The sequence below is a fragment of the Janthinobacterium sp. PSPC1-1 genome, assembly GCF_049897625.1.
Lineage (GTDB): Bacteria > Pseudomonadota > Gammaproteobacteria > Burkholderiales > Burkholderiaceae_D > Janthinobacterium > Janthinobacterium tructae.
Window position 1 is genome coordinate 470,803 of the sequence record NZ_JAFCWP010000004.1, and the last position, 18,122, is coordinate 488,924.

Sequence of the window (18,122 nt, forward strand, 5' to 3'; positions counted from 1 at the left end):
ATGTTGTGCAATTTGCTAGGCCCCAGCGTAAAGCTGGGGTCAGTCGCTTCGCGATCGGGATGTGCCCCACTGGGGCGCATCCCCCCGGCGGGTCTGACCCCGGATTCTGCCTCGGGCTAGAAATAACTCCAGCCTTTTGCTTATTTGGCCCCCAGTAACGGCGCCAGCCGCGGCCAGATATTCCTTAAAATCGTCGGATGCGCCTGCGCATTCGGGTGCATGCGGTCGGCCTGGAACAGCTGCGGCTGGTCCGCGATGCCTTCGAACATGAAGGGCACGAGCGGCGCCTTCCATTCCTTCGCCAGCTTGCCATACACGCCATAAAACTGCTCGCCATAGGCGCGGCCATAGTTGGGCGGCATGCGCATGCCCACCAGCACCACCTGCGCGCCCGCTTTTTTGGCTGCCTCAACCATGGCGCGCAGATTTGCTTCGGCGGCCGCCACGGGCAAGCCGCGCAAGCCGTCGTTGGCGCCCAGTTCGATCAGCACGACGTCGGGCTGGTGTTTGCTCAGCAGGGCGGGCAGGCGCGCGCGGCCGCCGCTGGTGGTCTCGCCGCTGATGCTGGCGTTGACGATGCGCGTGTCGTTCTTTTGCGCGGCCAGCCGCTGTTCCAGCAGTGCCACCCAGCCCGTGCCCCGCGCCAGGCCATACTCGGCCGAGAGGCTGTCGCCGAGCACCAGCAGCGTTTTTGGTGCAGAATAGGCGTTCGTCATGCCTGACACCAGCAGCAGGGCTGCCGCAGGAAGCAGGGACAGCGTGCGCCGCCGCATGCGGCTGCTGGCCTTGACACTCATTTGTTCACGAATTTTTTTAAGATAGATCAGCATGCCCGAATTCCCTAAAGCGACTTCCACCAGTTTTCTCCCATCAGACGCAGCGGCCCAGCGGCCCGCCGCACCCAATAGCCAAAATGACCGGCCGGCCATCGAAGTGGTCCAGCTGGCCAAGCGCGTACCCGATGCCGATGGTGAGCTGACCATCCTGCATCAAGTCGATTTTACCGTGCAAACGGCGGAGACGTTGGCCATCGTCGGCGCCTCCGGTTCCGGCAAGTCCACCTTGCTGGGCCTGCTGGCCGGCCTGGACACGCCCAGCGAGGGCAAGGTCATCCTCGACGGCACCGATATCTTCGCCCTCGACGAAGACGGCCGCGCCGGTTTCCGCAAGGAAAAGCTCGGTTTCGTCTTCCAGTCGTTCCAGCTGCTGGCGCACCTGACGGCGCTGGAAAACGTCATGCTGCCGCTGGAATTGCGCGGCGACCCCGATGCGAAGGAAAAGGCGCAAGCCATGCTGGGCAGAGTCAACCTGGGCAGCCGCCTGAAGCACTATCCGAAATACCTGTCCGGCGGCGAGCAGCAGCGCGTGGCCCTGGCGCGCGCCTTTGTGACGCAGCCGCCCCTGCTGTTCGCCGACGAGCCGACGGGCAGCCTGGACGCCGCCACGGGCGAGGCCGTGATCCAGCTGATGTTCGAGCTGAACCGTGAACGGGGCTCGACCCTGGTGCTCGTCACGCACGACAGTTCCATTGCGGCCCGTTGCGGGCGGACGATTACGATTTCGGCGGGCAGGCTGGTGTGATTGGTGCTGGTGATTGTCGGATTACGCGTTCCGCTAATCCGACCTACCCGACCTCCGGGCCGTAGGTTGGATTAGCCCGCAGGGCATAATCCAACACCCCCACGCCATACGCTTATGCCGACAAGGCATTGATCAGCTTGCGGATGGCCGGGATCAGTTCCCCCGCCGTCAGGCCGATGGGGCCGCTGCCTGCGGCCACCAGCGCGTCGGCCGCTGCACCATGCAGCCAGACGGCGCCAAGCGCCGCTTCCCATTCGGGCCAGCCCTGCGCCAGCAGGCTGCCGCACAGGCCGGATAGCACGTCGCCCGTGCCGGCCGTCGCCAGCGCGGGGCCGCCCGTGTTGTTGACCACCACGCTGCCATCCTGCGCGGCGATCACTGTGCCCGAGCCTTTCAATACGACGATGACGCCCAGTTGCGCCGCCAGCTGGCGCGCCGCGCCCAGGCGGTCCGCCTGCACCTCGGCCACCGTCATGTCGAGCAGGCGTGCCGCTTCCAGCGGATGCGGCGTCAAGATCGTCGCGCCCGCACCCGTGCGCACGGCCAGCGCCGATTGCAGCTCCGGCTCGGCCGCCATCAGGTTCAGCGCATCGGCGTCCAGCAGCAGCGGGCTGTCGCTCTCGAACGTGCGCTGCAACAGTTCCACCGTATCGCCGTCGTCGCCCAGGCCTGGCCCCGCCACCAGGGCGGCAAAGTGCAGGCCCGAGAAATCCACGTCCTGGGCGCGGCGGCACATCAGCTCCGGCTGGCCGCTGTCAAACGCGGGCGGCGTATCGGGAAAGGCAATATACACTCGTCCCGCGCCCGCATGCAGGGCCGTGCGCGCCGCCAGGATGGGCGCGCCCGCCATGCCTTGCGCGCCGCCGATGATGGCCACGCTGCCGTAGCTGCCCTTGTGCGTGTTTTGCTGGCGCGGCTGCAACTGGCGGGCGAACAGGTGCAGGCCGCCCAGCTGGGCTTTGGCAGGCGGCAGCAGGGCAGGGTCGATGGCCAGGCTGGCCACCTCCACCTCACCCGCATAGTCACGGCCGTTTGCCGTGTGCAGGCCCGGCTTGTCGCCGATGAAGGTGAGCGTATGCGTGGCGCGGATGGCGACGCCGTCGATGGCGCCCGTGTCCGCGTGCAGGCCGCTGGGTACGTCGAGCGCCAGCACGGGGCAATCGAGATTGTTGACCAGCTGCGCCATGTCGCGGCATTCGCCGTCCAGGGGGCGCGACGCGCCGATGCCGAACAGGCCGTCAATGACCAGGTGCCAGGGCGCGGCGCCCACCGCCGCCGACGCCGTGGACGTTGCCGCTTCCATCAAACGCGCGGCGCTGTTGCGTGCGCGGCTCAGCGCCTGCTCGCGCTCGGGCGAGGTGGCTTGCGCCTCGGGCGCCAGCCAGACGAGCACCTCGGTGCCGCTGGCGGCCAGGTGGGCGGCCGCTTCCAGTGCATCGCCGCCGTTGTCGCCGGGGCCGGCCAGCACCAGTACGCGCCGGTGGCCCGCGTCGCCTTCTTCCGTGGCGTGCAGCAGCTTCAGGGCGGCGCTGGCGGTGGCCTGGCCCGCGCGCTGCATCAGCAGCCCTTGCGGCAGGTCGCGCATGGCGGCTTGTTCGATGGCGCGCAGTTCGGCGATGGAAAACAGGGGAAGGGCGGTGGGGGTCATGGTGCGTTCCATTTATTGGTATGCCTTCAACATACGGCCGATCCACGCGGAAGGCAAGGCGCGCACGCCTGAAACGCGCCCCTGTTTGGCGGCTACAATAGCCATCTCACTTAAGACTGGGGGCAAGACGATGGACTGGCAATTCTGGATCGACCGGGGCGGCACCTTTACGGACATCGTGGCGCGCCGTCCCGACGGCAGCCTGGCCACCTTCAAGCTGCTGTCGGAGAACCCGGGCCAGTACCGCGACGCGGCGCTGGCCGGCATGCGCCAGCTGATGGGCCTTGCCTCCGATGCGCCCTTGCCCGTGGAACGGATAGGTGCCATCAAGATGGGCACGACGGTGGCGACCAATGCGCTGCTCGAACGCAAGGGCGAGCCCACCGTGCTGGCCATCACGCGCGGTTTTCGCGACGCCTTGCGCATCGCCTACCAGAATCGCCCGCAGCTGTTCGCACGCCAGATCGTCTTGCCGGAACTGCTGTATGGCGACGTGATCGAAATCGATGAGCGGGTGGGCGCCCACGGCGAGGTGGTCACGCCGCTCGATGAAGTAGCCGCATGCGCCGCGCTGGAACAGGCTTATGCGCGCGGCGTGCGCGCCATCGCCGTCGTGCTGATGCACGGCTACCGCTACCACGCGCACGAGGCGCGGGTGGCGCAGCTGGCGCGCGAGGCCGGTTTTACGCAAGTGTCCGTGTCGCACGAGGTCAGCCCCATGATGAAGCTGGTGGCGCGCGGCGACACGACGGTGGTCGACGCCTATCTGTCGCCGATTCTGCGCCGCTATGTCGACCAGCTGGCGATGGAGCTGCCCGGCGTGCACCTGCAATTCATGCAGTCGAACGGCGGCTTGACGGATGCGCGCGCCTTCCAGGGCAAGGACAGCATTCTGTCCGGCCCCGCGGGCGGCATCGTCGGCATGGTGCGCGCCAGCGCGCTGGCCGGCTTCGATAAAGTCATCGGCTTCGACATGGGCGGCACGTCCACCGACGTGTCGCATTACGCGGGCGAATTCGAACGCGTGTTCGAGACGCAGATCGCCGGCGTGCGCATGCGCGCGCCCATGATGAGCATCCACACGGTTGCCGCCGGGGGCGGCTCCATCCTGCACTTCGACGGCGCCCGCTACAAGGTGGGGCCGGACAGCGCGGGCGCCAACCCCGGCCCCGCCAGCTACCGGCGTGGCGGCCCGCTGGCCGTCACCGACTGCAACGTCATGCTGGGCAAGCTGCAGCCGGCCTTCTTCCCCCGCGTCTTCGGCCCCGACGCGAATGAAACGCTGGACGCGGCCACCGTGCGCGCCCAGTTCGAAGCGCTGGCCCGCACGGTGAACTCGACGCCGGAACAGGTGGCCGAAGGCTATGTCGCTATCGCCGTGGGCAATATGGCCAACGCCATCAAGCAGATTTCCGTGCAGCGCGGTCATGACGTCACCGAATATACGCTTACCAGCTTTGGCGGCGCGGGCGGCCAGCACGCTTGCCTGGTGGCCGATGCGCTGGGCATGCGCACGGTCTTCATCCACGGCCTGGCGGGCGTGATGTCGGCCTACGGCATGGGACTGGCCGACCAGAGCGCCATGCGCGAACAGGCCATCGAGGCGGTACTGGGCACGCAGTTGGAGGTCGATTTCGCGGCCTTGGGCGAGCTGGCGCGGGGCGACTTGCTGCGCCAGGGCGTGGAGCTTGACTGCATCGCGCTGGTGTCGCGCGTGCATCTGCGCTACGAAGGCACGGATACGGCCCTCGTCGTGCTGTTCGATACGCTAACGGGCATGCAGGCGCAGTTCGAAACGGCGTATAAAAAGCGTTTTTCCTTTTTGATGCCGGCGCGTGCCTTGATCGTCGAAGCCATTTCCGTGGAAGCCATCGGCGCGTCCGATGCGCCGGCAGTAGCGGTGCCGTCCCATGCGCCCCGCGCCGGTGCGCTGGCGCCTTTGGCGACGGTGGCCATGTACTGCGCCGGCGCGTGGCGCGACAGCGGCCTGTATGGGGCGGACAGCCTGCATCCCGGCGATACTATCGATGGTCCGGCCATCGTCAGCGACGCCAACGCCACCACTGTCATCGAACCTGGCTGGCGCGCCGACGTCACCGCGCACGGGCATTTGATCTTGCGCAGGGTCGTCGCCTTGCCCGAGCGGCGCGCCATCGGGACGGATGCCGACCCCGTGATGCTGGAAATTTTCAATAATCTGTTCATGTCGATCGCCGAGCAGATGGGCCTGCGCCTGCAGAATACGGCCCATTCCGTCAACATCAAGGAGCGGCTCGATTTCAGCTGCGCCATCTTCGACGCACAAGGCCAGCTGATCGCGAATGCGCCGCACATGCCCGTGCACCTGGGTTCCATGGGCGAGAGCATCCGCACCGTCATGACGCGCAACGCGGGCGCCATGCGGCCCGGCGACGTCTTCATGCTGAACGATCCGTATCACGGCGGTACGCATTTGCCCGACGTGACGGTCATTTCGCCCGTCTTCGATGACAAGGGCGAGGCCATCCTGTTTTATGTCGGCTCGCGCGGCCACCATGCGGATATCGGCGGTACCACGCCCGGCTCGATGCCGCCCGATTCGACGCGCATCGAGGAAGAGGGTGTATTGATCGACAATTTCAAGCTGGTCGACGGCGCCACGGGCGTGATGCGCGAAGACGCAACCCTGGCCCTGCTGGCGGGCGCCAGCTGGCCGGCGCGTAACCCGCAGCAGAATGTGGCCGATTTGCGCGCCCAGGTGGCGGCCAACCAGAAGGGGGCCGAAGAACTGCATAACATGGTCGCGCATTTCGGTTTGCCGGTCGTGCAAGCCTACATGGGCCATGTGCAGGACAACGCCGAAGAAGCCGTGCGCAGGGTCATCACGACCCTGAAGGATGGCAGCTACGTGCTGGACCTGGACAACGGCGCGCGCATCCAGGTGGCGATCAAGGTCAACGTGGCGCAGCGCAGCGCTACCATCGACTTTACGGGGACTTCAAGCCAGCTGCCGAACAATTTCAATGCGCCGTCCGCCGTCTGCATGGCGGCCGTGCTGTACGTGTTCCGCACCCTGGTCGACGACGATATTCCGCTCAATGCGGGCTGCCTGAAGCCTTTGACCGTCATCATTCCGCCCGGCTCCATGCTCAATCCTCAGTATCCGGCCTCCGTCGTCTCGGGCAACGTGGAAACCTCGACCTGCATCACGAACGCCCTGTATGGCGCGCTGGGGGCGATGGCCGCGTCGCAGGGGACGATGAACAATTTCACCTTCGGCAGCGCCAAGTACCAGTATTACGAGACGATATCGGGCGGCTCGGGCGCCGGTCCCGGTTTCGACGGCACGGATGTGGTGCAGACGAACATGACCAATTCGCGCCTGACGGACCCGGAAATTCTGGAGTGGCGCTTCCCCGTGCGGCTGGACAGCTACAGCATTCGCGCCGGCTCCGGCGGGGAGGGGCGCTGGCACGGCGGCAATGGTGGCGTGCGCCGGGTGCGCTTTCTCGAGCCGATGACGGCGGCGATTTTATCGAACAACCGCATCCATCCTCCTTTCGGCATGGATGGCGGCGAGGCGGGTGCGCTGGGACGCAATTACGTCGAGCGAGCAGACGGCACGGTGGAGCACCTGGCGCATATCGGCAAGACCGGCATGCTGGCGGGTGACGTGTTCGTCATCGAGACGCCGGGCGGCGGCGGTTACGGCAAGCCGGAATAGGCCCTGTCAGCACTGGCATTGGCACCGCTGAGCTGCGCATGCACCTGGCCCACGTCGCGCATGGGCGCGCGGCCGAACTGGCGGCTGTATTCGCGGCTGAACTGCGATTCGCTGGCGTAGCCGACGCGGTAGCCGGCCGTGCCGGCGTCGATCTGCTCGACCAGCATCAGGCGCCGCGCTTCCTGCAGGCGCAGCAGCTTCTGGTACTGCATCGGCGTCATCGCCGTGATGGCCTTGAAATGGTGGTGCAGCGACGACATGCTCATGTTTGCCATGCCGGCCAGGTGCTCGATGCGCAGTGGCTGCGCGTAATGGTGCTTGATCCAGTCGATGGCTTGCGCCACCTGGTGCGACTGGCTGCTGGCCAGCGCCATGTGGCGCAGGCGCGCGCCGACGGGGCCGTTCAGCAGGCGATACGTCAGTTCGCGGCGGATCAAGGGCGCCAGCGCGGCGATTTCCCCCGGTTTGTCGAGCAGGCGCACGAGGCGCAGCATGGCATCGAGCAGCTCGGGCGAGACGTCGCTGACGGATATGCCGCGCGTGGCGGGCAGGATTTTCTGCTGCGCGCTGCCAGCTGCGCCACTGGTGCTTTCACTGTCGAGCAGCGCCGCCACGTCGGCGATGTCGATGCCCAGCACCACGCACAGGTGTGGCTGCTGCTCGCTCGCTTGCGCCACGCGCACCTGCACTGGCAAGTCGACGGACGTCAGCAGATACTGCATGCGGCTGTAATGGAAGGTTTCGCTGCCCAGGGTGACATCCTTTGCCCCCTGCGCGATGATGGCCACGCTGGGGCGCGCCGTATGGAACAGCGATTCGGTGACCGAAGACTGGCGGTGAAACGTCAGGTTGCCGATGGCCGTGGCGTAGTCGCCGTTGCGCGGCGCGTGGCGGCTGATCAGGGCGGCGATTTCATCTTGCGCAGCGAGTGGTGTGGACAGGGTGGACATGTGGGCCAGTATGCGTCAGGTAGGTAAGGGCAGGGGCTGATCTTACGCAGATTTGGAGGATCGTGCAAAGGTCTTGCAGGATCGCGGTAACGGCGGGCGGGCTTCTCGGGCACACTTGTGCAATCGCATGCAAGGCACGCGTCCCCTTCGTCACACACATATAGATACAGGAGTTTTCATGACCACCATCGCCAAAGGCTACGCCGCACTGGGCCCAACCTCCGCACTGCAACCGTTCACGTTCGAGCGCCGCGCCCCGCGCGAAGACGACGTGGCCATCTCGATCAAATACTGTGGCGTATGCCATTCCGACATCCACCAGGCGCGCGACGAATGGGGCGGCGCAGCCTTCCCGATGGTGCCTGGCCATGAAATCGCCGGCGTCGTCACGGCCGTCGGCGCCAATGTGACCAAGTTCAAGGTGGGCGACCACGTGGGCGTGGGCTGCTTCGTCGACTCGTGCACCACCTGCAAGACGCGCAACGTGGACCTGGAACAGTACATGCCAGGCCTGATCCAGACCTACAACGGCCTGGAAGCGGATGGCAAGACGGCCACGCAGGGCGGCTACTCGGACAGCATCGTCGTCAAGGAAGGCTATGTGCTGTCGATACCCGACAACCTGCCGCTGGACGCCGCCGCGCCGCTGCTGTGCGCCGGCATCACCCTGTATTCGCCGCTGAACCACTGGAAAGCCGGCCCTGGCAAGCAAGTGGCCATTCTGGGCATGGGTGGCCTGGGCCACATGGGCGTCAAGATTGCCCACGCCATGGGCGCCGAAGTGACGGTACTAAGCCAGACCCTGTCGAAGCGCGAAGACGGCCTGCGCCTGGGCGCCGACCATTACTACGCCACCAACGACGCGGAAACGTTTACAAAGTTGGCCGGCACGTTTGATTTGATCATCTGCACCGTGGGCGCGTCCATCGACTGGAACCAGTACATCAACCTGCTGAAAGTCGATGGCAGCATGGTCATCGTCGGCATCCCGGACGGCGCCGTGCCGCCGATCAGCGCCTTCGGCCTGGTGGGCGCGCGCCGCAGCCTGTCCGGCTCCATGATCGGCTCGATCAAGGAAACCCAGGAAATGCTGGACTTCTGCGGCAAGCACAATATTGTGTCCGATATCGAGATCATTCGCATCCAGGATATCAATGAGGCGTTTGAGCGAGTAGTGAAGAGCGATGTACGGTATCGCTTCGTGATCGACATGGCATCGCTGTAACACCCGGCGCACCTGTGTTTGTTGGATTACGCGCTTTGCGCTAATCCAACCTACGCATTAAACCCGGCCAAGTCCGGTAGGTCGGGTAGGTCGGATTAGCGCGCAAGCGCGTAATCCGACAATCTCACCAACGTCCCCATCCCCACCAAAAATCAAGCTCCCGTGTCAATTTTTCTTTCCTTGCGTCAAAAATCGGCATAAAATGAAACCGTACAGTACAGTTTCACTACGTAGATTTAAAAAATCAGCCATCCCTAACGTATTTGCCTGGGCAGGGGAGGCGTCATGGATAAAAAATGGACACTTCAACAAAGAATGGAGCGGCGGCGATCCCGGCGGTCTTCAGGGGCAAGCGGCTTGCCCTGACGGTTTTTGGTATATTTCTCGGATTTTCCGGCCTCGCCCTGGCGGCGGGCGGCATCGAACTGATCACCCTTGGCGGTTCCTGGTACTACCTGCTGGCCGGTCTCGGCCTGATATTGTCCGGCGTGCTGTATCTGCGCCGCAAACCACTGGCCAGCGCCATTATCGCCGTGCTGGTCATCGCCACCGTGATCTGGGCCGTGTGGGAAATCGGCTTCGCGTTCTGGCCCATGGTGCCGCGCCTGGCGCCGTTCGTCGTTATCGGCCTGGTGGCGGCCTTGCTGCATCCATGGCTGGCGGGGCATAGGCACACGGGGCAGTCGCGTGGTTTCGCCACCCTGTTTGCCGTCGTGCTGGTAGCCGGTTTCGCTGCCATGTTCAAGCCGCATGGAGTGACGGACGCCACGGTGCAGCCGCAGCAGGATGCTGTGACGGCTATCAATGACGGCAGCGCCAACTGGGCGCATTACGGTTCTGGGCCGAAGGGCACGCGCTTCGCGCCATACACGCAAATCGACAAGGCCAATGTCGACCAGTTGCAGGTGGCCTGGAGCTACCGCACGGGCGAACTGGCCGAAGGCGCGTCCGAATCGCAGAACACGCCGCTGCAGATCGGCGACACCATCTATACGTGCACGCCGACGAGCAAGGTCATCGCGCTGGACGCGGATACGGGCAAGGAGCGCTGGAGCTTCGATCCCAAGCCGGCCAACACCAAGACATGGAACCGTTGCCGTGGCGTAGGCTATTACGAGCCGGCCAAGGTTGATAAACCGTTCCAGTTCGAGGGCATGCAGGCGGCCAGCGCACCGGCGGCGAGCGTGTGCGCCAAACGCATCGTGCAAGTGACCATGGATGCGCGCCTGATCGAGATCGACGCGCAGACGGGCAAGCAGTGCGAAGGCTTTGGCGACAAGGGCTCCGTCGACCTGACCGTCGGCCTGGGCAAGGTGAAAATGAACGTGCCGTACTACGCCTACACGTCCGCGCCGACCATCGCGCGCAACCTGATCATCCTCGGCGGCTGGGTCTTCGACGGCCGCTCCACTGATGAACCGTCGGGCGTCGTGCGCGCCTACAGCGCCGACACGGGGGAACTGGTGTGGGCCTGGGACTTGGGCAATCCGGCCATCACCAAGCTGCCGCCGGAAGGGCAGACCTACACGCGCAGCACGCCGAACATGTGGTCGGCGCCCGCTTTTGATGATGCACTGGGCCTGGTGTACCTGCCGACGGGGAATGAGCAACCCGACTTCTGGGGCGGCAAGCGTCCGCCGCTGACGGAAAAATACGCATCGGCCATCGTCGCCCTCGACATGGCCACGGGCCGCGAGCGCTGGACGTATCAAACCGTCCACCACGATATCTGGGATTACGACGTGGCCGCGCAGCCGGCCCTGTACGACGTCCCGGACGGCCAGGGCGGCAAGATCCCTGCGCTGGTGCAGCTGACCAAGCGTGGCCAGATCTTCATGCTGGACCGCCGCACGGGCAAGCCCATCGCCGAAGTCATCGAAAAAGCTGTGCCGCAGGAGCACGCGGCCGGCGACTGGGTGTCAAAGACGCAGCCATACTCCACCGGCATGCCGGCCCTCGGTGCGGAAACCCTGACGGAGCGCGACATGTGGGGCGCCACCTTCTTTGACCAGCTGGCTTGCCGCATCAACTTCCGCAAGCTTAATTACCAGGGCGAATTCACGGCGCCAAGCACCCGTGAAACGCTGATCTATCCGGGCTACTACGGTGGCTTCAACTGGGGCGGCGCGGCCGTCGATGAAAGCAATGGCTATATGTTCGTCAACGATATCCGCATGCCGCAAGTGGTCAAGCTGGTGCCGCGCGAAACGGTGGACGTGGCCAAGCTGACGTCGGGACACGGCGTGGGCAGCACTTATCCGATGGATGGCACGCCGTTCGTCATCGACCACAAGGCCTTCAATTCGCCGCTGGGCATACCCTGCCAAAGTCCGCCCTGGGGCGTGTTTGCCGCCATCGACCTGAAAACGCGCACGAAAGTGTGGGAGCGTCCGGCCGGTACGGTGCAGGATGCCGTCATCCATGGTGTGCGCGCGCGACTGCCCATCCCGCTGGGCATGCCGACCCTGGGCGGCGGCATGAGCACGGCGTCAGGCCTGGTGTTTTATGCGGGCACGCAGGATTACTATCTGCGCGCCATGGATATCGCCACGGGCCGTGAAGTATGGAAGGCGCGCATGCCTGTCGGCTCGCAAGGCACGCCGATGACGTATGTGTCGCCGAAGTCGGGCCGCCAGTACGTCGTGGTGGTCGCGGGCGGCGCCCGCCAGAGCCCGGACCGGGGGGATTACGTGATAGCATACGCGCTTCCCAAGACACAGTAAGAGTTTGCTTCATGCCCCAGTTGCGCACCGTTCCAGCTTCCCCGAGTACCCGAAGCGAGGAGCGGCGCCGCAAGCTGCTGGTGGCGGCCGCAGACCTGTTCCTCGCCTCCGGCTACGATGGCGTCAGCATGGACGCCATCGTAGCCGAGGCGGGCGGCTCGAAAGCCACCGCCTACCGCTACTTCGGCAGCAAGCAGGAACTGCTGGTGGCGGTGGTCGAATATTTGTGCGCCGACTTCATCATCGCGCTGCGCCAGCTCGATACATCGCAAGCGGGCCTGGAACAGGGCTTGCAATTGATCCTCGATGAACTGGTGGCCGTCGTCACCAGCCCCCGCCACGTGGCTTTCTACCGCCTCGTCGTCACGGGAGCGGCCGCCGTGCCGGCTGTGGGACTGACCTGGTACGAGCACGGCCCGCAAGTGTGGCACGCCTTGATCTTGCGCCTGCTGGAGCAGCAGCGCACCCAGGGCCGCATCGCGCCCGACACCTCGTTTTCCAACCTGCCGCAGATCCTGTTCGACGCCGTCTTCTCGCACCTCACCACGCGCACCGTCATGCTGGGGCAGGGCGGCAATGCTGCTACCTTCCGGCCCTTGATTGCGGAGTTGATTGAACTTGTCGTGGCGAGGGTGGAGCGCAGGTCGGATTAGGTCCGGTAGGGCCGTAATCCGACGCTGCGAAGCCTGATCGGACCTGCGCCCCGCTGTCATCGGGCCTCGAAATCTTGCTCGACGGCTTAGGCTTCCGGCGCCGTCCAGACCAGATTCCACAGGTGGCCATCGATATCCTCGAAACCCTGGTCATACATGAAGCCATGGTCCTCGGGCGGGTGCGGCGTGCGGCCGCCGGCGGCAACGGCCCTGGCGATCAGGCTGTCCACCTCTTCCCGGCTGTCGCAACTAAGGCAAATGACGACTTCATTGGCTTCCTTGGCATTCGCGACAGGCTTGTCGATCAGCGACTGGAAGAAGGGTTCGGTCGTCAGCATGGCAGCGATGGTGCCGTCGACGATGTGCATGAACGCCGCGTTCTCTCCGCTGAAGCGGGGATTGAAGGTAAAGCCGATCGCGGAAAAGAAGGCCCTGGATTTGTCCAGGTCCTTCACGGGCAGGTTGAGGATGATCTGTTTGCGCATGGCGCCTCCTTGCCAGGGTGGAATAGGGTGGAACGGGCCAGCGGTGCCGCATTCCCGCAGCTACGGCCCATCGCGACTTTACATCATTTGACAGCGCAGCGGCTCGCCTCAAGAGTTATCAATTATGGAAGAATATATATAAGCACTTATGTAAATCGTGCTGCCATGGCTTCATGAAACCTGGACTGGGCACACAATTACGACATCTCATCGAACTGCTGGACGGCGCGGTCGAGCAGGCCTACGTGGAAGCGGGGCTCGATTACCGGCCCCGCTACACACCGGTGATGCGGGTGCTGGCCGAGCAGCCGAGCGCGACCATTGGGGAACTGGCGGCCGTGGCCGGCCTCACGCAGCCCGCCGCGACGCAGACAGTGGCCTTGATGGTGAAGAAGGGCCTGCTGACGGTGGCCGCCGGCGGCGAAGACGGCAGGCAGCGCGTGGTGCGCCTCAGCGCCGCAGGCGCAGCGATGCTGCCGCGCCTGCGGGTGTGCTGGCAAGCGACCAAATCCGCGGCCGACAGCCTCGATGCGGAACTGGCGTTTCCCTTGTCCACCTGCCTCGCACAGGCGATCGCCGTACTCGAGACGCGCTCCTTCGGCGCGCGCATCCGCGACGGCAGGCCGCTCCCGGATACCCGCTCTGACGCAGGCACGGCAACCCCTGACGATAAATCCGAATGATGCCGCCACGCACACTTTTTCACACAACAATCAATCGCTTCGCAGTCCAACTTGGAGGAATGTATGTCAGGTAGAAAGAAGTTTGTCTCGCAGTCGTGTTGAGCAGCATGTTGTCGTTTTCCGCCTTTGCGGCGGAGGATACTCCGTTGAACGCGTCCGCCCGCGCTGCGATCGTGCAGACACTGGTAACGAAAATGAATGCGAACTACATCGAGCCAGCGGTGGCTGAACGGGTCGGCAGTGCGATCGCCAGGAAAAATACCGAAGGAGGTTATGCGAGTGCCGCCAGCGTGAAGGCGTTCAGCGAGGCGCTGGCGAAGGACTTGCGCGAATTGAGCGGCGATTTGCATTTCAGCGCCGCGTTTTATGAAGGTCTTCGCGAGCGCAGCGCCACCCCCGAACTGCCCAGCCGCGCCAAGATGGAAGAATGGCGCGAGCAGACCGCACGGCGAGGCTATGACATCGAGAAGATCGAACGCCTTCCCGGCAACATCGGCTATATCGAGCTGCGCGGCTTCGGCGGCCCGGAATTCTTCGGCGCGGCGTACACGGCGGCGATGTCGCTCATGGCGGGGACGGATGCGCTGATCCTCGACCTGCGCCGTAACGGCGGCGGCAGCCCGGCCAGCGTGGCTTACCTGATGAGTCATTTCTTTCCGCTCGGCGACGAGCGCCACCTGATCGACATCTACGACCGCCCGACAGGCACGACGCGGCAGTTCTGGACCGTGAAGACGATCGCACAGCGTTACGACAAGCCCGCGTACGTGCTGACCTCGGCCCGCACGTTTTCCGGCGGAGAGGATTTTCCCTATGGCATCCAGGCGCAGAAGCGCGGCACGGTGGTCGGAGAAACCACCGGCGGCGGTTCCAATCCCATGAGCTGGTTCAACGTGGGACAGGACATCATAGTCGCGATCCCAACCGCGCGCACGACCAATGCCGTCACCAAAACCAACTGGGAGCACGTCGGCGTGAAACCGGACATCGCCGTGCCGGCTGCGCAGGCGCTGCAGACGGCGCACGTCGCCATCCTGCGCATGCTGGCATCATCGGCCAAGGAGGGCAACGAGCGCAAGGAACTGCAGCGCGTGCTGGCGATGGTGGAGAAAGGGGAGTCCGACAAGCCCGTCTACACGCTTAGGGGCGAGCCTTGATCGATGCGGTGGGCAGGCAGGAAGTGCCTGCCCTGCGCGCCGGGTAAGAAGGTGACCAGCACGCGCCCGCAGCTAAGCCGGCGCGGCGCCGATGCCCTGGACGCTGCGCACGGTCAGGCGACCTGGAATGCGCACATGGCCAGATACAAGGCGCGCAGCGTGCTCACGGTGTTCGTGCAGCACGTGATGTAAGCGCAGGCCTTAAAGCGGACTCCAGCATTTCAGGCTTCTTACTCTATTTTTTATAGTAAGAAGCTATGGCCATCAAAGTATCTATTGGTTGAGCTAGCGGTCATTATTCATATAAAACACGATTCGCTGCCATGGTGCTTTTTGACGACTAGCTTTGTACTCTATTACTGAGGGCCCCATAGACTGTTCTGATTCGATGAAATGCAATTCGTGCTGGACTACCATAATATCCGTTGCGTTGAAATTGTCTTTAATTTGCCGCAGTCGTTTTTTGCTATAGAGCCAAGCTCCATGTGTACTTGATGCGGCGAGTACCCCTTTCCACGCCACGAGGCCAGTGAACCGAGTCTCTGCACTTCCCAGTAAAGTGAGCCTCCTGCCGAGTCTGTGCCTAAACAGTAATTGTCCTTGATTCGTCACAAAATAAGCTTTACCGGATTTCTGTACGGCGACGCCGGTGATTATCGTGACATCTCGGTCCAGATTAGTCGCAATGTGTCGCCAATGTTTCCCGTTCCAGTGTAAGAGAGTCGCCTCATAACCGACGGCGTAGACATCGTTTGAGCTTGCGCCATGAATTTTTGTCAAGCTACCGCCACCCCCCTCCAGCGATAAACTCAATTGGTTGCCGTTCCACAGATAAATTGCACCTGATGCGGTTGCAAAAAATACATTGGAGTCCGATGTCCCCCAAATAGCTGTAATATTTGGTCGCCCGCCGGCGCCCTCCAGTTCAGGGAGTGACGCAGACGCCCAAGTCCAGTTCTGATCGTCTCGCAAATCAACGCCTTCAATATTTTCATTAAATGGCACTTTGGCTGTGGTCCATAGGTATCCATCTGAACTTCCGAGCCACAGTTGCTTACGAGGTGAGCGCCACATCGCAGCAAGCGGCCTAGATGTACTTACGATTGAGCGTGAGTCTTCCTCTAAGCCGGAAACCTGTAGCAGTTGTCCTCCAGGATTAAGTGCATCGGATTCAGGATAAATTGTGGTAAGGACATGCAATTCTTGCTGGCCTGTGCGTACAATCGAAAGAGAGTTCCTGATCCAGTCGACTCTATCCCGTATTACTTTGGTATCTGATGTATTACCCATTGCCATGAATCTTCAAAAAGTAAACCGTTGAGCAGGCGTCACATTGATTGGCGGAGGCATTGCCCCAAGTGCGAGACCATTTTTCAATGGAGCGGTCGGAGATACATTTAAATTAATCAAGAAGTAGTCCTGAATAACATGCCGCATTGCGTAAGCTGCTTGCTGTGCGGCGTGTAGTTTTTCCAAGTGAGCTTGGGTGGTACCAGGTGTAGCGGTCCCTACCAAGTAAGTGCGATGTGACATGATCGACGATACGGTCGTACGTTGCATGAAATCGCACCATTGAATTATGTTTGAAAACTGGTTAGGAACGGACGTAGCGATCAAAGTACAAAATGCACGTTCGCGATCGGTTAAGTATTTATGCTCAGTCCCAGCTTTCTGGTCGTCGTCCACCCAATATGTAAGAGCACGTCCCTCGGAATAATTTCCTGCTCCGTTTACTAATGGTCCTTTGCGCCCAGCACCTGTAATGAAGCATGAATTTGGAACGAAATGTTCGGCTTGAACGTTCGCTGGACGTGTTCCTTTCAATCGTGCGGCTTTACTTGCGCTGTAAGACTGCAGCGTCAGAGCCGGGTTGAAGCTATTTAAGATACTTAGGTCTGGATAGGGTAGCGAAGAAGCTAGAGGATATATAGCGATTGCGTCGCTACTCGCTACAGCTAGCATGCATTTTCGATTCAGTAGGTCTGGATTGCCGTGAGTTTTTTCAATACAGTAGCAGCAGGTTTTTTCAGCGCAGCCAGAGCAGATATCTATATGGTCGGTGCAGTACGTGTAACCGCAACTGGTACATACAAAATCGGGCATGCAGAATAAGCAACAGGCGAAAGTCAAGCCGCAATTGTTAACGTCGCACACAATGGTGCTGATACCGGATGCCTTATTACAGCACGAGCAAGGAGGCTTACTCATCAAACGATGCTTAGATCAACGAGGTTGAGATATGGCCAGTGCATATGATAACTCCTCTGAAAATGCGTGATTTGTAACGGGAGAGGGATTTCTAAGAAGTATGAGTATGCTGGATATGTGACGATTTTATACAAGATGATTCTGCCGTATTTGTCAAAACAGTTGCAGTTGTAGAAACGCCCGCGAGAAGGATTGTAGGTGGTTGCGGGGCAAGTTGATGGAGCTGCGTTCTCGTACTCGCGGCAAGGACAAGTGAACATAAATTCCCGTTTGCGACCGTCGGTTTTTGGCCGTTGTCAGCCCAAGGTTTTACGCGCTCCAATGTCCAAGGACCCACTCCCATTTGTGTGTATTGTAGTCCCAACGCCAGTGCGCTTTTACCCATTTTGTTTTACCCAAGGGCCTGAGAGTCTGTATGTTTTGGAGCCGATCAACCGGCTTTGGTGGTTTAGGTAGATGTAGCTTCTTAATTACCATGCTGTACCTCCCTCATTGATCCAAATGTGGCTGCTCCTATCTGATACAAAAATGTGACCGTCCGCTCCTGGCCGCAAACGCACGCCAGGCAAGCTACATACGCTGCCTGGCTAAACAGGAGCGCATGCTATGGCGCAGGCGAAGATGACACTGCTGGGGCGTTGTCGTTCACACCATTGATAAAGCCTTCAGAGAAATCTTCCCATGCGCCGGATACTAGCCACAGACACGCGGCGAAGGCCAGCAGTTTTCGATTGTTTTTCCGGAAGCCGAAAATGAGCAGGGCGGCGCCTGCGGTAAAGAATAGGGAAGCGACAATATACATGCAGAGCCTTCGATTGATTGCATTGCTAATTTCCAGGTAGACGCAATGCGATTGCGTCGCGCCATCCCCCGGCGCCTCGTGGTTACGAACAGCAGTACAGAGTAACAAATTGCCAAGAGGGAAAATTCACACATTGTCACGTTTGTACGAATGGGCACCCGCCCAAGCTCGGCACAATCCAGCGCATGAGATTGTTGCTTTTCGAGTAATGAAAAGGTTTTGTCAGGCGCGCTCAACCCGAAAGCAGGGATTGGGGTCGGACCTCAAGGTCCGACCCCGGAAGATAAACAGGGCAATTAAGCAG

Annotated in this window: 15 protein-coding genes; 8 read left to right on the plus strand and 7 right to left on the minus strand. The window is 62.0% G+C overall.

What is annotated here, in order from left to right:
* Nucleotides 1–140: 140 nt before the first annotated feature.
* Nucleotides 141–830: an arylesterase gene (locus ACP7EG_RS15870; protein WP_426088359.1), complete on the minus strand. Its 690-nt coding sequence runs from the start codon at nt 828–830 to the stop codon at nt 141–143.
* On the opposite strand from ACP7EG_RS15870, the gene ACP7EG_RS15875 reads away from it, so the two are divergent.
* On the plus strand, nt 829–1,581 hold the full coding sequence (locus ACP7EG_RS15875; RefSeq protein WP_426088360.1) for an ABC transporter ATP-binding protein: 753 nt from the start codon (nt 829–831) through the stop codon (nt 1,579–1,581). The two genes, ACP7EG_RS15870 and ACP7EG_RS15875, sit on opposite strands and share 2 nt — an antisense overlap.
* Before the next feature lie 112 nt (nt 1,582–1,693).
* On the opposite strand, the gene ACP7EG_RS15880 is transcribed toward ACP7EG_RS15875, so the two are convergent.
* The gene (locus ACP7EG_RS15880) at nt 1,694–3,229 is read right to left on the minus strand and encodes an NAD(P)H-hydrate dehydratase (protein ID WP_426088361.1); all 1,536 of its coding nucleotides are present in this window, start codon (nt 3,227–3,229) and stop codon (nt 1,694–1,696) included.
* A 130-nt stretch (nt 3,230–3,359) separates the two neighbouring features.
* Between ACP7EG_RS15880 and ACP7EG_RS15885 the strand changes: the two genes are divergently transcribed.
* Nucleotides 3,360–6,932, plus strand: coding sequence for a hydantoinase B/oxoprolinase family protein (locus ACP7EG_RS15885; protein WP_426088362.1), 3,573 nt, complete (start codon nt 3,360–3,362; stop codon nt 6,930–6,932).
* On the opposite strand, the gene ACP7EG_RS15890 is transcribed toward ACP7EG_RS15885, so the two are convergent.
* The gene (locus ACP7EG_RS15890; RefSeq protein WP_426088363.1) at nt 6,914–7,882 is read right to left on the minus strand and encodes an AraC family transcriptional regulator N-terminal domain-containing protein; all 969 of its coding nucleotides are present in this window, start codon (nt 7,880–7,882) and stop codon (nt 6,914–6,916) included. The genes ACP7EG_RS15885 and ACP7EG_RS15890 overlap by 19 nt on opposite strands.
* A gap of 178 nt (nt 7,883–8,060) precedes the next feature.
* Here ACP7EG_RS15890 and ACP7EG_RS15895 point away from each other — a divergent pair, with 178 nt between their 5' ends.
* The 3 genes from ACP7EG_RS15895 (at nt 8,061) to ACP7EG_RS15905 (ending at nt 12,483) form a co-directional block, all read left to right on the plus strand.
* Nucleotides 8,061–9,107, plus strand: coding sequence for an NAD(P)-dependent alcohol dehydrogenase (locus tag ACP7EG_RS15895; protein ID WP_426088364.1), 1,047 nt, complete (start codon nt 8,061–8,063; stop codon nt 9,105–9,107).
* A gap of 296 nt (nt 9,108–9,403) precedes the next feature.
* A complete protein-coding gene (locus ACP7EG_RS15900) occupies nt 9,404–11,830 on the plus strand; it encodes a membrane-bound PQQ-dependent dehydrogenase, glucose/quinate/shikimate family (protein ID WP_426088365.1) in 2,427 nt (808 codons plus the stop codon).
* An 11-nt stretch (nt 11,831–11,841) separates the two neighbouring features.
* Entirely contained in the window at nt 11,842–12,483 is a 642-nt protein-coding gene (locus tag ACP7EG_RS15905; RefSeq protein WP_426088366.1) for a TetR/AcrR family transcriptional regulator, read from the plus strand.
* Between the two features lie 86 nt (nt 12,484–12,569).
* On the opposite strand, the gene ACP7EG_RS15910 is transcribed toward ACP7EG_RS15905, so the two are convergent.
* Nucleotides 12,570–12,968, minus strand: coding sequence for a VOC family protein (locus ACP7EG_RS15910; RefSeq protein WP_426088367.1), 399 nt, complete (start codon nt 12,966–12,968; stop codon nt 12,570–12,572).
* 173 nt (nt 12,969–13,141) lie between these two features.
* Here ACP7EG_RS15910 and ACP7EG_RS15915 point away from each other — a divergent pair, with 173 nt between their 5' ends.
* From ACP7EG_RS15915 to ACP7EG_RS15925, 3 genes are all read left to right on the plus strand, one after another.
* Nucleotides 13,142–13,651 (plus strand): MarR family winged helix-turn-helix transcriptional regulator, encoded by a 510-nt coding sequence (locus ACP7EG_RS15915; protein WP_426088368.1) that lies wholly within the window; start codon nt 13,142–13,144, stop codon nt 13,649–13,651.
* Between the two features lie 107 nt (nt 13,652–13,758).
* A complete protein-coding gene (locus tag ACP7EG_RS15920) occupies nt 13,759–14,808 on the plus strand; it encodes a S41 family peptidase (RefSeq protein ID WP_426088369.1) in 1,050 nt (349 codons plus the stop codon).
* Between the two features lie 51 nt (nt 14,809–14,859).
* Nucleotides 14,860–15,000 carry a hypothetical protein gene (locus ACP7EG_RS15925; protein WP_426088370.1) on the plus strand — a complete coding sequence of 47 codons (141 nt, stop codon included), beginning with the start codon at nt 14,860–14,862 and terminating at the stop codon, nt 14,998–15,000.
* A 93-nt stretch (nt 15,001–15,093) separates the two neighbouring features.
* Here the strand turns inward: ACP7EG_RS15925 and ACP7EG_RS15930 are convergent, their stop codons facing one another.
* The 3 genes from ACP7EG_RS15930 to ACP7EG_RS15940 all read right to left on the minus strand — a co-directional run bounded on the left by ACP7EG_RS15930 (nt 15,094) and on the right by ACP7EG_RS15940 (nt 17,818).
* On the minus strand, nt 15,094–16,104 hold the full coding sequence (locus ACP7EG_RS15930; protein WP_426088371.1) for a hypothetical protein: 1,011 nt from the start codon (nt 16,102–16,104) through the stop codon (nt 15,094–15,096).
* A 6-nt stretch (nt 16,105–16,110) separates the two neighbouring features.
* Complete coding sequence (locus tag ACP7EG_RS15935) at nt 16,111–16,770, minus strand: hypothetical protein (protein ID WP_426088372.1); 660 nt, start codon at nt 16,768–16,770, stop codon at nt 16,111–16,113.
* A gap of 850 nt (nt 16,771–17,620) precedes the next feature.
* Entirely contained in the window at nt 17,621–17,818 is a 198-nt protein-coding gene (locus ACP7EG_RS15940; RefSeq protein ID WP_426088373.1) for a hypothetical protein, read from the minus strand.
* Between the last annotated feature and the right edge of the window lie 304 nt (nt 17,819–18,122).

Coding starts and splice junctions, on each gene's coding strand:
- ACP7EG_RS15875 (WP_426088360.1), top strand. CDS start 829: ATGCCCGAATTCCCTAAAGCGACTTCCACCAGTTTTCTCCCATCAGAC.
- ACP7EG_RS15870 (WP_426088359.1), bottom strand. CDS start 830: ATGCTGATCTATCTTAAAAAAATTCGTGAACAAATGAGTGTCAAGGCC.
- ACP7EG_RS15880 (WP_426088361.1), bottom strand. CDS start 3,229: ATGACCCCCACCGCCCTTCCCCTGTTTTCCATCGCCGAACTGCGCGCC.
- ACP7EG_RS15885 (WP_426088362.1), top strand. CDS start 3,360: ATGGACTGGCAATTCTGGATCGACCGGGGCGGCACCTTTACGGACATC.
- ACP7EG_RS15890 (WP_426088363.1), bottom strand. CDS start 7,882: ATGTCCACCCTGTCCACACCACTCGCTGCGCAAGATGAAATCGCCGCC.
- ACP7EG_RS15895 (WP_426088364.1), top strand. CDS start 8,061: ATGACCACCATCGCCAAAGGCTACGCCGCACTGGGCCCAACCTCCGCA.
- ACP7EG_RS15900 (WP_426088365.1), top strand. CDS start 9,404: ATGGACACTTCAACAAAGAATGGAGCGGCGGCGATCCCGGCGGTCTTC.
- ACP7EG_RS15905 (WP_426088366.1), top strand. CDS start 11,842: ATGCCCCAGTTGCGCACCGTTCCAGCTTCCCCGAGTACCCGAAGCGAG.
- ACP7EG_RS15910 (WP_426088367.1), bottom strand. CDS start 12,968: ATGCGCAAACAGATCATCCTCAACCTGCCCGTGAAGGACCTGGACAAA.
- ACP7EG_RS15915 (WP_426088368.1), top strand. CDS start 13,142: ATGAAACCTGGACTGGGCACACAATTACGACATCTCATCGAACTGCTG.
- ACP7EG_RS15920 (WP_426088369.1), top strand. CDS start 13,759: ATGTTGTCGTTTTCCGCCTTTGCGGCGGAGGATACTCCGTTGAACGCG.
- ACP7EG_RS15930 (WP_426088371.1), bottom strand. CDS start 16,104: ATGGCAATGGGTAATACATCAGATACCAAAGTAATACGGGATAGAGTC.
- ACP7EG_RS15935 (WP_426088372.1), bottom strand. CDS start 16,770: ATGCTAGCTGTAGCGAGTAGCGACGCAATCGCTATATATCCTCTAGCT.
- ACP7EG_RS15940 (WP_426088373.1), bottom strand. CDS start 17,818: ATGTATATTGTCGCTTCCCTATTCTTTACCGCAGGCGCCGCCCTGCTC.